Genomic DNA, 14556 nt, shown 5'->3' on the forward strand with positions numbered 1-14556 from the left:
GAGTTCAACTCATCGGCATGATTCGCGGCCTATTTTGTTTGCTATTTCACAAAGTCTTTCGAGGAGCTCGACGGTGGCCAACACACCTTCCGCCAAAAAACGTGCAAAACAGGCTGAGAAGCGTCGCAGCCACAACGCCAGCCTGCGTTCCATGGTTCGTACCTACATCAAGAATGTAGTTAAGGCCATCGACGCAAAAGACGCTGAAAAAGCGCAAGCTGCTTATGTTCTGGCTGTACCTGTTATCGACCGCATGGCCGATAAAGGCATCATCCACAAGAACAAAGCTGCTCGCCATAAAGGTCGCCTGAATGGTCACATCAAGGCTCTGAACCTTGCTGCTGCAGCCTAAGCAATCTGTTTGTTGAAAAACCGACCTCAGGGTCGGTTTTTTATTGCCTGCAAAAAAGCATCGATGCACCAGCAGGACTGCCCCTACCGGCAGACCCTCTCTGCAAGAGTGAGCCTGCCCGCGAAAGCGCTTGAGATCATGGAGCCGGCGCAGGTGACCACGGCAGGATCGGAATGGCCGTTACCGCATTCTGCGGGCTGCCCTCGATGATGCGGTCGCTGTAGACCAGATACACCAGCGAATTGCGCTTCTTGTCGAAGAAACGCACCACCTGCATGGTTTTGAAGACCAATGAAGTGCGCTCCTTGAACACCTCATCGCCATCCTTCAGGCTTTCCTTAAAGCGGATGGGACCGACCTGACGGCAGGCAATCGACGCTTCGGCGCGATCTTCAGCCAGACCCAGGCCGCCCTTGACCCCGCCAGTCTTGGCACGCGACAGATAGCAGGTCACGCCCTCCACCTTCGGATCGTCGAACGCCTCTACCACGATCCGGTCGTTCGGCCCGACCATCTTGAATACGGTCGACACCTGACCAATCTCTTCAGCCGAAACCAGCACCGGCACGAACAACAAAGCAGCCAACACACCTTTCATGACGCGCATCGAGCCTTCCCTTTAGCGAAGTGCCTGTTAGTGACCTGAGTCAGACGAGAATCAGGTTGTCGCGATGAATCAGTTCAGGCTCGGCCATATAGCCCAGCTCCCGCACGATAGCTTCGGACGACTGACCGATGATCTTCTGCGCCTCCACGGCACTGTAGTTGCTCAGACCCCGGGCAATCTCACGACCATCCTGCGCAACGCAGACCACCATTTCGCCGCGCCGAAAACTGCCTTGCACCAGCTTGACGCCGACCGGCAACAGACTCTTCTGATCGCGAGCCAAGGCCGCTACCGCGCCGTCGTCCAGCACCAGCGTGCCACGGGTTTGCAGATGACCAGCCAGCCACTGCTTGCGCGCCGCCAGCATACCGCGCTCGGGCGAGAGCAATGTGCCCAGCCGCTCACCACTCTTGAGCCGCGCCAGAACACGCTCGATGCGACCACCCACTATCACGGTGTGCGCGCCCGAGCGCGCCGCCAGACGCGCCGCACGCAGCTTGGTCTGCATGCCGCCACGCCCCAGCGCCCCACCCGTGCCGCCCGCGACCGCATCCAGCGCAGGATCGTCAGCACGCGCTTCGAAAATCAGTTGTGCATCAGGGTTGTTGCGCGGGTCGGCATCGAACATGCCGTCGCGATCCGTCAGGATCACCAGCAGATCAGCCTCGACCAGGTTGGCCACCAGCGCCGCCAGCGTGTCGTTGTCGCCGAAACGGATCTCGTCGGTGACCACGGTGTCGTTTTCGTTGATGACCGGTACGACACCCAGCTCGACCAGCGTACGCAGCGTGCTACGCGCATTCAGGTAACGCTTGCGGTCGGACAGATCGTCATGCGTGAGCAAAATCTGCGCAGTGTGTCGATCATGCTCAGCAAAGCTCGACTCCCACGCCTGCACCAGCCCCATCTGACCGATGGCGGCGGCAGCCTGCAGCTCATGCATCGCACTGGGTCGAACGGTCCAGCCAAGGCGACTCATCCCCGCAGCCACCGCTCCGGAAGAAACCAGCACCAGCTCGACGCCCTCCTCATGCAGCGCCACCATCTGCTCTACCCACACACCCATGGCGGTGCGATCCAGACCCTTGCCGTCCGCAGTCAGCAAGGCACTGCCGATCTTCACGACCCAGCGCTGGGCACCCGTCACTTTGCTGCGCATCATCATCCAACCTTAGCCAGAGAGTTTTCAAATTCGGGATACAAAAACGCCGCTAACAGACGTAGCGGCGTTCAAGTTTACTTCAAGCGATCAGTCGCGGACGTAAATGATTTCCGGACCGTCTTCATCGTCCACATCTTCTTCATCCCAGTCATCGTCACCGATGTCATGGACGCTCTTCACGCCACTGCGACGCAGCGCACGCTGATCGTCCAGCGCCTGCAACTGAGCGCGTGCTTCGTCTTCGATGCGCTGATCCAGCTCGGCCAGCTCTTCGGCGTAACCAGGCTCCTCGGCGATGCGCAGACTGCGCTCTTCGAGATAACGCATGATGTCGCGAGTCAGTTGCTCAGTGCCTTCTTTGGCAATGGCAGAGATCACATAAACCGGACCGGTCCATTCCAGGCGATCAACGATCTCCTGCTTACGAGCCTCATGCTCCTCCTCAAGCAACTGATCGCACTTGTTCAACACCAGCCAGCGATCACGCTCAGCCAGCGAAGGACTGAACTTGACCAACTCATTGACGATGACTTCCGCCGAATCCGCAGCGCTGGTTTCATCCAGCGGCGCCATGTCGACGAGGTGCAGCAGCAGACGAGTACGCGCCAGGTGCTTGAGGAAGCGAATCCCCAGACCCGCGCCATCGGATGCACCTTCGATCAGACCCGGAATATCGGCGACCACAAAGCTTTTCCAGCGGTCGACACTGACCACACCCAGGTTCGGCACCAGCGTGGTGAACGGGTAGTCAGCAACTTTCGGCTTGGCTGCGGACACCGAACGAATGAAAGTACTCTTGCCAGCATTGGGCAACCCGAGCAGACCAACGTCAGCCAGCACTTTCAATTCCAGCTTCAGGTCACGCTGATCACCCGGCTTGCCCGGCGTGGTCTGACGCGGCGCGCGGTTGGTACTGGATTTGAAACGCGTGTTGCCCAGACCATGCCAGCCACCCTGCGCCACCATGATGCGCTGACCATCTTTGGTCAGGTCACCGATGATTTCCTGCGTGGTCGCATCAATGATCGTGGTGCCGACCGGCACTCGCAGCACCAGCTCTTCACCCTTGCGACCGGTGCAATCAGTGCTGCCACCGTTGGAACCACGCTCGGCATCGAAGTGACGCGTGTAGCGATAGTCGACCAGCGTGTTCAGGTTGACGTCGGCCATCATGTAGACCGAACCACCATCACCACCATCGCCGCCGTTAGGGCCGCCGTTCTCGATGAATTTTTCGCGACGGAAACTCATGCAACCGTTGCCGCCGTCACCGGCTTTTACTCGAATGGAAACTTCATCTACAAATTTCATAACGCACGCCTCCCGCCACAGGGACGAGCAGAACCACATAAATTACATAAGACTCTTGCAAAAATGAGCGTTGCGATACCGATCAGAAACCAGCGACCCCAAGGGTCAACATCACAACAGCCCGCACAAACAGTTTTGCAAGAGACTCACCTGACTCTCTACCTCTACAAACGAAAAAGCCCCGTCGCAAGACAGGGCTTTTAAGCTACTGCGTGATTACGCTGCGGAGACTTCAGTCTTCGGAACGATGCTCACGTAGCGGCGACCGAAGGCGCCCTTGACCTGAAACTTGATCACGCCTTCCACTTTCGCGAACAGGGTGTGATCTTTACCCATGCCAACGCCGTAGCCAGCGTGGAATTGGGTGCCGCGCTGACGCACGATGATGTTGCCAGGAACGATAGCCTGGCCGCCATACATCTTCACGCCAAGGCGTTTGGCTTCTGAGTCGCGCCCGTTACGGGTACTACCACCAGCTTTTTTGTGTGCCATGAGTCAATTCTCCAAATGAGGATTAGGCTGAATTAAGCCTGAATACCTGTGATTTTGATCTCGGTGTACCACTGGCGGTGGCCCATGCGCTTCATGTGGTGCTTACGACGACGGAACTTGATGATGCGAACCTTATCGTGACGACCTTGCGAAACCACTTCTGCCACGACAGTAGCGCCAGCAACAACCGGAGCACCGATATTGACGTCGTCGCCATTGCCAACCAGCAGAACGCGGTCGAACGTGACGGATTCGCCAGTAGCGATTTCCAGCTTTTCAATTTTCAGGTATTCACCTGGGGCGACTTTGTACTGCTTGCCACCGGTAACAATTACTGCGTACATGGTATTTCTCCGAAAATCCTGCTCACCCAGCTCTTTATAAGAAGAGTATCGGCTGGCATGGCTGCATAGGGCTGGAACGGCCCGCTTGCAATTGCGTAAGGCAGGTGCTGCCCAGGAAAGTTAGGGTGCGCGATTGTACGCAAGGCAATCCAGGGTTGCAAGGGGCCACTCGTCATACCTTGACACGCTCTACCCCGCGACCTAGCATGCGGCGCAACCTATCCGGAGCACGTGTCGCTGATGCAACCCCAAGCCTTCTACCGCGCGGTGGCGGACGACTTTAGTGCCGTTGACGTTATCATCAAAAAGCAACTGACGTCACGCGTACCGCTGGTCTCGAAAATCGGCGACTACATTACGTCTGCTGGCGGCAAGCGTCTGCGCCCTCTGCTGGTGTTGCTGTGTGGCAAGGCCTTGGGCCGCGAAGGCGACGATGTGCGCCTGCTGGCTGCCACCATCGAATTCCTGCACACCGCCACCCTGCTGCACGACGATGTCGTCGACATGTCGGGCATGCGTCGTGGCCGCTCGACCGCCAACGCATTGTGGGGCAATGCTCCCAGCGTACTGGTCGGTGACTTCCTGTATTCGCGCTCGTTCGAAATGATGGTCGAGCTCGGCTCGATGGACGTGATGAGAATCCTGTCCAAGGCCACCCGCGTCATCGCCGAAGGCGAAGTGCTGCAGCTGTCGAAGATCCGCGACGCCAGCACCACCGAAGAGACCTATATGGAAGTGATTCGCGGCAAGACAGCCATGCTTTTCGAAGCCTCGACCCACAGCGCCGCGGCCCTGTGCAATGCCTCGACAGAACAGAGCGAAGCATTGCGTACGTTCGGCGATCATCTGGGCGTCGCGTTCCAGTTGGTGGACGATCTGCTGGACTACCGTGGCGACGCCGAAACACTGGGCAAGAACGTTGGCGACGACCTCGCCGAAGGAAAACCGACGCTGCCGCTGATCTACACCATGCGCGAAGGTACGCCTGAGCAAGCGGCACTGGTTCGTCAGGCCATTCAGAAAGGCGGCCTTGAAGATCTGGAAAGCATTCGCAACGCCGTCGAAAGCGCTGGCGCTCTGGATTACACCGCTCAACTGGCCCGTGACTACGCCGCCAAGGCCATCGCCTGCCTGAATGCCCTGCCGCCCAGCGAATATCGCGATGCGCTGGCCGAACTGAGTGAGTTCGCCGTAGCCCGCACTCACTGATCATTCAGCGTCGCATGCACAGCCCGTCCACGTGACGGGCTTTTTATTGCCCGGCCGTCCTTGACTGAATGTGTGCTGCCCAGGCCATCAAACCTGATCCACATCAACCATTCGACGCAAAATGAGAATTAATCTCAATAGAGGCTTGCTATTATCTCAATAAGAATTATTCTCATCCGATCGACACAGGAGATGGAACATGACTTATTTGATCGATGCATGGCTGGACCGACCACACCCCTATCTGAGGATTCTTCATCGGGAAACGGGAGAGGTATGCGCGGTGCTTGAAGAGGAGGCATTGGAAGAGTTGCGCGATCAGGGCGATCTGGACGTGCACGGCCTGAGCTCAAGTGAGCCTGTAGTGCTCAAGGAACTGGTGCGAAATCTGTTTCTGTTCTGTTATGCGCGGGCATTGCGCCCGATAGGCGAGCTGCACTGAGCATGGAGCATCGGCACAACCGCGTTGCTGAACAAATCGGCATGACTCGTTCAGCAACCTCGCTTAGCGCCTGAAACCGTTACAGAACGGCCAGCAGTTCCACGTCGAATACAAGTACGCTGTGCGGCGCGATGCTGCCCACGCCCTCAGGGCCGTAAGCCAGCTGGCTCGGTACGTACAAACGCCATTTGCTGCCGGTGTTCATCAGTTGCAGCGCCTCGGTCCAGCCAGCGATCACGCCGCTGACCGGGAATTCGGCCGGCTCACCACGATCGTACGAACTGTCGAAAACGGTGCCGTCGATCAACGTGCCATGGTAGTGAGTGCGAACCTGATCTTCACGGGTCGGCTTCGGGCCGGTGCCTGTGGTCAGCACTTCGAACTGCAGACCCGATGCCAGCGTCGTCACGCTTTCACGCTTGGCATTTTCAGCCAGATAAGCCAGACCGGCACCCGCCGCCTTTTCAGCCTTGGCAGCTGCTTCGGCCTGCATGATTTCGCGGATGACCTTGAAACTGGCGGACATCTCTTCCTGGCCGACACGGCTAGGCTGACCGTTGAACGCATCAGTCAGGCCCGCCAGGATGGCATCCAGGTTAACGCCCGGCGGAGGGTTGTCGCGCAGTTGATCGCCCAGCTGACGGCCGATGCCGTAGCTGACGCGGGTTTCGTCGGTGGACAGATTGACTTCGGACATGACACTGCTCCGCAAAGGGGCGCACGGTTGGCGAACGTAAAAACCTGCACGGCTTTCACGACTCGCTCAAGAGTACCCCGAACAAAAGGGCAGGCAGACTAGCACAATTGGCCTGAAAGGCCCTACCGCCGCCGTAAAGCGTGCCGTGCCGTCAGGACCAGGAAGAGTGAAACGAGATCGGCATGCGCATCTCGGAGCGGTCGTTGACCGGCATTCCGCAGAGTTCGTCGTGTACCACGCAGTGGACCAGATAAAACGGCACAGCGGGCAGATCCTTGAGCAAGTCCCGCGCATGCTCGACCGAGCGCAAGTGCAGCACCTTGCCCGCAGGGTCCTTGAGCATTCCGGAGCTGCCCTGCATCAACACTTCCAGCAGGTAGATACCGCCCTCGATAGAGATCAGATTCAGCTCATTGATCCGACCGGCCTGAGCGTGCTCGGTAAGTTCCTGATAATTCATGATCGATCCTCTTTCGTGATGTCTGAAAGCGTCGCAAAGGGACTTTTTACAGCACCCCGAAACAACAATCCAGAAACGAAACCGCCCGCCTTACGCTCGATTTCAAGCGTTGGGCGGGCGCAGGCAAAGCGTGATGCAGTTGACGGGTCAGTGCCTGGACTGCTTGTCGAGCTTGGTCAGCTTGTCCAGATACCCCATCGCAAAGGCCGAGATCACGAACGTCATGTGAATGATCACGTACCACATCAGGTATTCGGTCTTGATGTTGGTCGCGTCCATGAACACGCGTAACAGGTGAATGGACGAGATCGCCACAATAGAGGCCGCTACTTTCATCTTCAACGAAGATGAGTCCATGGTGCCCAGCCAGTTGAGCTTTTCCTTGTCCTCATCGATGTCCAGTTGCGAGACGAAGTTCTCGTAGCCGGAAATCATCACCATGACCAGCAAACCACCCACCAGCGCCATGTCGATCAGTGACAGCAGCACCAGAATGAGATCGGCCTCGGCCAGACTGAAAATGTTGGGCAGGACGTGAAAGATTTCCTGAAAGAATTTCAGGCACAGCGCCAGCAGACCAAGGGATAACCCGAAATAGATCGGTGCCAGCAACCAGCGCGATGCATACATGGCATTTTCGAAGAAACGTTCCATTGAGACTCGCAAGTGTGGTGAAAAAGACGCGCGAGTATATCAGCGGGAACGTGCGGCTCTAGCTGTGCGACAAAATAACGCACAGAAACCGGGAGGTATCAGAACGGGGAAGAACGCTGATAGCTGGAGACACCCCTGTTGATGCGGCGCAGTTCGGCCTGCATGTGCAGGGTCCAGATCGGCACGTCGTCAGCCGTCTGGTAACCGCCCAGCGTCAGGCTTTCGGCGATGCTGGTCAGCATGGACTGCGCAGCAGGCAGCCCATTGAACGGTCCCTGGGAGCGGATCGCCGAAGGCTGCTCGCCCGACATGCCGGCAGCGAACATCAGCATCCACACATCCTCATCGCCGGGAACGGGTCTGATGAGGCATTCGATACGGGTTATCAACCCCAGGCATTGACGGGTGAGGCAGAGGCTGCGCGGCATGGCGAGCTCCTTTTCAGCAGCGGTATCACCCTCCGTTTTCACACAAGAAGATGTGCCAGTCCATTTGGCCACCACGATCAGATGACAGGATAGAAGAAAAGTCGGGCTGCAAAATCGGGCCTGATGAACGGACATCGGGTGACCTTTCGATCACCCGATGTCCGCCACGGCAGAATCAGGCTTTCAGCTCGGGCTGCAACTGCGCAGGCTCCTTCTCCAGTTCTTCCTTGAGGTCTTCGTCGCTGAGCATTTCCGCAATGTCACGCAGACGCTCGACCACCCGGGCATTGACGCTGCCCTCAGGAAATTCGCCCTGCTCGTCCGGCTCACCGGCAGGTTCGCCCACCAGCAGACTCAAGGCTTCGTCGGCCTGACGCACCGCATAGATATGGAACTGGCCGTCGCGGACCGCCTGCACCACCCGCTCATCGAGCATCAGCGTCGTCACGTTGGCATGCGGGATAATTGCGCCCTGCTCTCCTGTCAGACCGCGCGCTTCGCACAGCCGGAAGAAGCCTTCGATCTTTTCGTTGACGCCGCCGACTGCTTGCACCTCACCGAACTGATTGATCGAGCCGGTAATCGCGAAGCACTGCTTGAGCGGCGTACGGGACAGCGCGGAAATCAGCGTGCAGACCTCGCCCAGAGAGGCGCTGTCGCCATCCACATAGCCGTAGGACTGCTCAAGCGCGATGCTGGCGGAAATCGCCAACGGAAATTCCTGGGCATAACGACTGCCCAGGTAACCGGTCAGGATCATTACGCCTTTGGAGTGGATCGGCTGGCCCAGGTTGACCTCACGCTCAATGTCGACGATGCCGCTGCCGCCCGGATAGACCGTCGCCGAGATACGCGCCGGCACGCCGAACGCCGAGTCGCCGACTTCCAGAACGGTGAGGCCGTTGCACTTGCCGACCGCCGCGCCCTCGGTGTCGATCAGGATCACACCGGCCATCATGTCATCGAGAATCCGCGCCGACACACGTCCGGTGCGGGTGGCCTTGGCCTTGAGTGCACGCTCGATGTGGCCGGCGTCGGTCTTGTCGTCGCTGGCCAGTTGACGAATGAAATCCGCTTCGCTGACCAACTGGAACAGATCACCGATGCGCGCCGACAAGCGCCCCTGATGCTCGGCCAGCCGCGCACTGTAGGTCGCCAGACGCGCAACGGCATCGGCGGTCAAGGGCGCCATGCCCTCCTCTGAAGTGCGGGTTTTCAGCAATTGGGCAAACTGCTCGAGGGTCTCGTCGACCATCGGGATTTCTTCATCGAAATCCACCAGCACACGAAACATCTCCTGGAAGTCCGGATCCAGGTCCTGCAGCGTGTAGTACAACGAGCGTGAACCAATGATGACGATCTTGACGTTCCACGGAATCACCTGTGGCGTCAGTGTCACGGTGGCCACACGGCCCAACTCGCCCAGCGGCGATTCCATTTTCAGTTTGCGCGATTGCAGCGTGCGCTTGAGGGCGTCCCAGACGAAGGGTTCGCCGAGCATTTTCTCCGCTTCCAGAATCAGGAAACCGCCGTTGGCGCGATGCAATGCGCCGGGACGAAGCTGACGATAGGTGGTGTAGAGCGCGCCCTGATCGGTGCTGTACTCGATGCGTCCAAACAGATTGTCGTACGTCGGATGCGGCTCGAACACCACGGGCGCCCCGCCATCATGGTTGTGTCCCACGACCAGACTCGGGCTGTATTGCTCTTCAAGCAGTTTGCGGGCCTGGGCGTCGGTCTTGCTGTCATCGACCAGTTGCTCGACCAGCGTTTTGAGCAGGTACACCTGCATGGCCTGCAGATAGGCGCAGACGGCGGCGTTCTCGGCGTATTTCTCCGACAACGGTGCCAGCAGCGGTTGCAGAGTCAACGTGATGGTTTCTTCGTTGAGCTGACGCAACTGATTGTTCGACTCGCGCTTCCACTGCGGCAGGCTGGCCAGCTCTTCGTTCAGGCGCTCTTCAAGCGCCGAGATGTCTTCATGGAAACGCTCGCGATCGGCTTCCGGCAGTTGCGAGAACTCGGCCTCGTCCAACGCCTTGCCGTCCGCCATCGGTGTGAAGGCGATGTTGGTGCTGTCTCGGTACAGCGCGATGTCTTTTTCCAGCGACAGACGCTCGATTACGTCCAGTGCGCGGTCATACCGCTGGTTGAACGCACGGTCGATCGAACTCTTTTTCTGCTGATAAGACGGATGCTCGAACACGGCTGGAAAGGTGACCAGCAGGTTGTCGATCAGGCTGGCGATGTCGGCGATGAAGGCCTGCGCACTACCAGGCGGCAACTCCAGCGCGCGCGGCTCGCGAGGCTCGTCGAAATTGTTGACGTAGACCCAGTCCGACGGCGTCTGCATGCGCTTGCCCTCGGCCTTGAGGTAGCGCTTCACGAAGGAAAAACGGCCTGTGCCAGGCTCGCCCATGACAAACACGTTGTACCCGGGACGCGGCATCGCGACCCCGAACTGCAAGGCTTCTACCGCTCGCTCCTGGCCGAGCACACCGCGAAAGGGTTCCAGATCGTTGGTGGTCGAAAAGCTGAACTGCTCAGCGGAAAACGGACGGGTCAGCGCGTGAGGCGCCAGGCGTAGATTGGCTGCGACAGAATCGGGCATCAGTGTTCCTTACATCAGGCTGGGCAGATGTCGGCATTCTGGCGCTCGCCGCACACGACTTGCAAGGCAGGCTTTCATCGCCATGGCCACAGGATTGGTTTTCAACCCTGAGCAAAGGATTTACGGTGACATGAAACATGCGAATTTGAGCAATATTCTGCAATAGATCACGGAACCCTTGGAACGTGCCTAAACTCCAAAGTGCGCGGATGGTCTTAAAAGGCCATCCGGTTTGGTGTGACACACAAAGAAACTCGACCCTTGGCTGAACATAAAGAGAAAAAAGCTATGAAACGGATTCTTCTTGGAACGCTCTTCGCCGCTGTATCCATCAACGCTATGGCCCAAGCGCCAGGCGGCCCGGACTGCGGTTGGGGCAACATGCTGTTTGAAGGTCAACGCGGCACGCCCGCTCACTTCCTGGCTTCTACCACCAACGGCACATCGGGCAACGCCACTTTCGGCATGACGTCCGGCACCAACGGCTGCTCCACCAACAGCGCCCTGACTTACGGCGGCAAATCCTGGCTGGCCATGAATGGCATGATGGATGAGCTTTCCAAAGACATGGCCATGGGCCAAGGCGAAGCACTGACCACCTACGCAGTCGTGCTGGGCGTTGCACCAGAAGATCGTGCACGTTTCGCCGCCGTCACTCACGAGCACTTCTCGCAAATCTTCAGCAAGGCTGACGCCACTGCCGAAGACGTTCACGCCAACACCGTCAACGTTCTGAAAAACGATCCAACCCTGGCCAAGTACGCTACCCAGGCTTAAAGTCGTTCGCCCGCCCTTTCCTCGCAAAGGGCGGGATTCCCTTTTCTGACTAGTTGCCCTCTATGCTCAAACGTCTTGTATCGCTGGCGCTGTTTGTCTGTGCCCCCTTGTGTGCGGCACCTCATGCTACCGCTGACCGTTTGCAGCAATTGGCCAACGAGCCGTTCTGGATTTCACTGGGCCACTACGAGGCAAGCAAACTCGGCGGCTGGCGCAGTTATGTGACAGATCCAAAATTTTTTCTCGCAGCCAACGGTGCCCATGACCCGCAGGCTGAGCTGAGCGCGACGCTCGATGCCATTTATGCCCCGGTCACTCAAGAGCAGACGCATGCCCAATGCGTTTATCCGGCACGAACCCGCTGGTTGCGCGATCAGTTGAAGCTGACCAACCTGCCGACACCGGACTGCAAGGAATTCAAGGCGTGGTACAAGGATGTGGCACCGGACAGCACGGTGCTGATCTTCCCGGCGGCGTACCTCAACAGCCCGTCTTCGATGTTTGGTCATACCCTGCTGCGGATTGACCCGGCCAGCGCCCGAAGCAACAACACGACGCTGCTGAGTTATGCGATCAATTTCGGCGCGTACATCGAAGGCATGGACAACAGCATTCTCTATGCCTGGAAAGGCTTGATGGGCGGCTATCCTGGCCTGTTCGCGCTGGTGCCCTATCAGGAGAAGCTGTCGGAATATCGCAGCCTGGAAAACCGCGATCTGTGGGAGTACCGGCTGAACCTGACGCCCGAAGAAACCGGGCGCATGGTCGAACACGTCTGGGAGCTGAAACAGATCAAGTTCAGCTATTTCTTCTTCGATGAGAACTGCTCTTACCGCCTGCTGGAACTGCTGCAGGTCGCCCGCCCGGGGCTGCACCTGACCGAGCAATTTGGCCTGACCGCCATTCCGACCGATACGGTCAAGGCGATCAAGGCTGCCGGTCTGGTGGAAAGCATCGATTACCGGCCTTCTCGCGAACGCGAACTGTTGAGCCGCGCCGAACCCCTTGACGCTGACGAGCAGCAGTGGGTACTGAAGGTCAGCGCTGACCAGAAACAACTCAAGGACAGCGAGTATCTGGCCCAGCCCCAAGAGCGCCGTGCGTTGATTCAGGATGCGGCCTATCGTCTGGAACGCTACCGGGCCAACGGTCTGGAGCGTGACGCCGCACGTTCGCAGCGCAGCTTCGAACTGTTGCAGGCCATCAATCAGAACCCGCCGCCGCAACTGGACATCCCGCGCCTCGGCCTGCCGGAAGACGGCCATGAATCACGCACCTGGCAACTGGGCGCCGGCACGCGTGGCGACCGGGCCTTTGGCGAATACGGCCTGCGCATGGCGTATCACGACCTCAACGATAACGCCTATGGTTTCCCGCTGGGCGCACAGATCGAGATTCTGCAGCTCAAGGTGCGCCAGTACGAAGGCAACGATTGGCAGGTTCAGCAGCTGGACCTGGCCACCATCCGCTCGCTAACACCGCGTACCGAACTGCTCAAGCCATGGTCATGGCAAGTCACCGGCGGCCTTGAGCGCGTACTGGGCAAGCATGGCGACGAAAACCTGGTCAGCCACGTAAACGGCGGCGGCGGCGGCACCTGGCAACTGGGCGATGACGTGTTGGGCTTTGCGCTGGGAACGGTTCGCGTCGAGCACAACAATGACTTCGCCGAATTCATCTCCCCGGCAGCCGGGTTCAACACTGGCCTGCTGTGGCGCAACCCGCTGGGCAACCTGAGTCTGGAAGCCAAGGGCGACTATTTCACCAACGGCGAAGTACGCCGCAGCGTCAGCCTCAATCAGCAGTGGGAACTGTCCCGCAACCTGGGCCTGCGCCTTAGCGCCCAGCGCGAATTCAGCCAGATGAGCTCGCCACAGAACGAAGTGATGCTTGAGGTGAAGTGGTATCACTACTAAGCCCCCACTCCACCCAGCGGGAGCAAACGCTCCCCTCAGTGGGAGCGGACGTGTCCGCGAACGCACACATTCCCCACGTCGTTTTTACACATCACTCACATATTCGCTTCTAGACTCTCCTCATACGTAGAGGAAACCACCATGAAGCTGCATTGGGTGTTGTTGTCGCTGGCCATCGGGCTGGCAGGTTGTCAGTCCGCCCGTGACCAGATGTTGGCTGAAGGTTATCCGCCTGGCTTTGCCGACGGTTTTCAGGATGGATGCGGCAGTGGCAAGGCGGCAGCAGGCGCGTTCACCGGGCAGTTCAAGAAAGACGTACCGCGCTACCTCAAGGACAAGGTTTACGCAGAAGGCTGGACCGATGGTTTTCGTCAGTGCCAGGCCTATCAGGAGAATCGGGGCCGTTTCGACCCGGGCCAGATATTCAATGATCGTGACCGCGACTGGGAACGGGAAAAGACGCGCAGCGCTGCAAAAGCCTATCGCCCGAACTGATTGTCACGTCGCCGCCTGCAATCGGACGAAACCAATCACGCCTCCCGACGGCCCAAACCCAATTAGGGAGGACACTTCATGAGTCGCGCGTTTGTAAACGAAGACAATGCTGCCGCCGATGCCAGTCAGCCGGTGGAGCGACTGGTCAGCGAGCAACCCAATTACGTCACGGCCCACGGCCTGGTGCTGCTGCAACGACACGTGAGCGACCTTCAGGCACAGCACAGCGCGCAAAGTGCATTGGGCGACAATGCCGACAAGCAGCGGCTGGCAGATCTGGAGCGCGACCTGCGCTATTTCAATCAGCGGCTGCAAAGCGCGCAGGTGGTGACACCCGCCCTGTCGACCGAGAAAGTGCAGATTGGCAGTTGGGTCACGTTCGCCGATGAAGACGACAACCGGCAGCGCGTGCAACTGGTCGGTGAAGACCAGGCCGATGCGGCCAACGGGCTGATCAATTGGGGTTCGCCATTGGGCCGCGCATTGCTGGGCGCGCAGTTGGGCGATGAGGTGTTGTGGAAACGACCGGCGGGGGATCAGTTGATCGAAGTGGTACTGATCGAAACCGACGAAGGCTGAGCCTGAAGGAGCGCCGCAAA

17 protein-coding genes are annotated in these 14556 nt (G+C 58.6%); 7 read left to right on the forward strand and 10 right to left on the reverse strand.

Annotated features, from left to right (window positions below; all coding sequences use genetic code 11):
• Positions 1–73 precede the first annotated feature (73 nt).
• A complete protein-coding gene (gene rpsT / locus BZK31_RS03045) occupies positions 74–352 on the forward strand; it encodes a 30S ribosomal protein S20 (protein ID WP_003215870.1) in 279 nt (92 codons plus the stop codon).
• Between the two features lie 136 nt (positions 353–488).
• Here the strand turns inward: rpsT and BZK31_RS03050 are convergent, their stop codons facing one another.
• From BZK31_RS03050 to rplU, 5 genes are all read right to left on the reverse strand, one after another.
• Positions 489–959, reverse strand: coding sequence for a CreA family protein (locus tag BZK31_RS03050; RefSeq protein WP_083181195.1), 471 nt, complete (start codon positions 957–959; stop codon positions 489–491).
• Positions 960–999: 40 nt separating this feature from the next.
• A complete protein-coding gene (proB, locus tag BZK31_RS03055; RefSeq protein ID WP_083181225.1) occupies positions 1000–2118 on the reverse strand; it encodes a glutamate 5-kinase in 1119 nt (372 codons plus the stop codon).
• A 90-nt stretch (positions 2119–2208) separates the two neighbouring features.
• Positions 2209–3432, reverse strand: a complete 1224-nt coding sequence (gene cgtA, locus BZK31_RS03060; RefSeq protein ID WP_083181196.1) for an Obg family GTPase CgtA — start codon at positions 3430–3432, stop codon at positions 2209–2211.
• 216 nt (positions 3433–3648) lie between these two features.
• Positions 3649–3924, reverse strand: a complete 276-nt coding sequence (gene rpmA / locus BZK31_RS03065; protein ID WP_025261879.1) for a 50S ribosomal protein L27 — start codon at positions 3922–3924, stop codon at positions 3649–3651.
• Between the two features lie 32 nt (positions 3925–3956).
• Complete coding sequence (rplU, locus tag BZK31_RS03070; RefSeq protein WP_002551971.1) at positions 3957–4268, reverse strand: 50S ribosomal protein L21; 312 nt, start codon at positions 4266–4268, stop codon at positions 3957–3959.
• Positions 4269–4508: 240 nt separating this feature from the next.
• Between rplU and BZK31_RS03075 the strand changes: the two genes are divergently transcribed.
• Together BZK31_RS03075 and BZK31_RS03080 are read left to right on the forward strand one after the other, a co-directional pair.
• Positions 4509–5477, forward strand: coding sequence for a polyprenyl synthetase family protein (locus BZK31_RS03075; protein ID WP_083181197.1), 969 nt, complete (start codon positions 4509–4511; stop codon positions 5475–5477).
• 199 nt (positions 5478–5676) lie between these two features.
• Entirely contained in the window at positions 5677–5919 is a 243-nt protein-coding gene (locus tag BZK31_RS03080; RefSeq protein WP_083181198.1) for a PA4570 family protein, read from the forward strand.
• Positions 5920–5998: 79 nt separating this feature from the next.
• On the opposite strand, the gene bamJ is transcribed toward BZK31_RS03080, so the two are convergent.
• The 5 genes from bamJ to BZK31_RS03105 form a co-directional block, all read right to left on the reverse strand.
• Complete coding sequence (bamJ, locus tag BZK31_RS03085) at positions 5999–6616, reverse strand: BamJ family beta-barrel-assembly machinery protein (protein WP_083181199.1); 618 nt, start codon at positions 6614–6616, stop codon at positions 5999–6001.
• Positions 6617–6767: 151 nt separating this feature from the next.
• Positions 6768–7076, reverse strand: coding sequence for a DUF6482 family protein (locus tag BZK31_RS03090; RefSeq protein WP_083181200.1), 309 nt, complete (start codon positions 7074–7076; stop codon positions 6768–6770).
• 147 nt (positions 7077–7223) lie between these two features.
• A complete protein-coding gene (locus BZK31_RS03095) occupies positions 7224–7730 on the reverse strand; it encodes a TIGR00645 family protein (RefSeq protein ID WP_083181201.1) in 507 nt (168 codons plus the stop codon).
• Positions 7731–7828: 98 nt separating this feature from the next.
• The gene (locus BZK31_RS03100) at positions 7829–8158 is read right to left on the reverse strand and encodes a PA4575 family protein (protein WP_083181202.1); all 330 of its coding nucleotides are present in this window, start codon (positions 8156–8158) and stop codon (positions 7829–7831) included.
• Positions 8159–8333: 175 nt separating this feature from the next.
• A complete protein-coding gene (locus BZK31_RS03105) occupies positions 8334–10769 on the reverse strand; it encodes a Lon protease family protein (protein WP_083181203.1) in 2436 nt (811 codons plus the stop codon).
• A 288-nt stretch (positions 10770–11057) separates the two neighbouring features.
• Here BZK31_RS03105 and BZK31_RS03110 point away from each other — a divergent pair, with 288 nt between their 5' ends.
• From BZK31_RS03110 to BZK31_RS03125, 4 genes are all read left to right on the forward strand, one after another.
• Complete coding sequence (locus BZK31_RS03110; protein ID WP_083181204.1) at positions 11058–11546, forward strand: DUF3015 domain-containing protein; 489 nt, start codon at positions 11058–11060, stop codon at positions 11544–11546.
• Positions 11547–11608: 62 nt separating this feature from the next.
• Positions 11609–13462 carry an Lnb N-terminal periplasmic domain-containing protein gene (locus tag BZK31_RS03115; protein ID WP_083181205.1) on the forward strand — a complete coding sequence of 618 codons (1854 nt, stop codon included), beginning with the start codon at positions 11609–11611 and terminating at the stop codon, positions 13460–13462.
• Positions 13463–13603: 141 nt separating this feature from the next.
• Positions 13604–13957 (forward strand): hypothetical protein, encoded by a 354-nt coding sequence (locus tag BZK31_RS03120; RefSeq protein WP_083181206.1) that lies wholly within the window; start codon positions 13604–13606, stop codon positions 13955–13957.
• Between the two features lie 78 nt (positions 13958–14035).
• Positions 14036–14536 carry a GreA/GreB family elongation factor gene (locus BZK31_RS03125; RefSeq protein WP_083181207.1) on the forward strand — a complete coding sequence of 167 codons (501 nt, stop codon included), beginning with the start codon at positions 14036–14038 and terminating at the stop codon, positions 14534–14536.
• The last annotated feature ends 20 nt before the right edge of the window (positions 14537–14556 follow it).

It is taken from the genome of Pseudomonas floridensis, from assembly GCF_002087235.1.
GTDB lineage: Bacteria > Pseudomonadota > Gammaproteobacteria > Pseudomonadales > Pseudomonadaceae > Aquipseudomonas > Aquipseudomonas floridensis.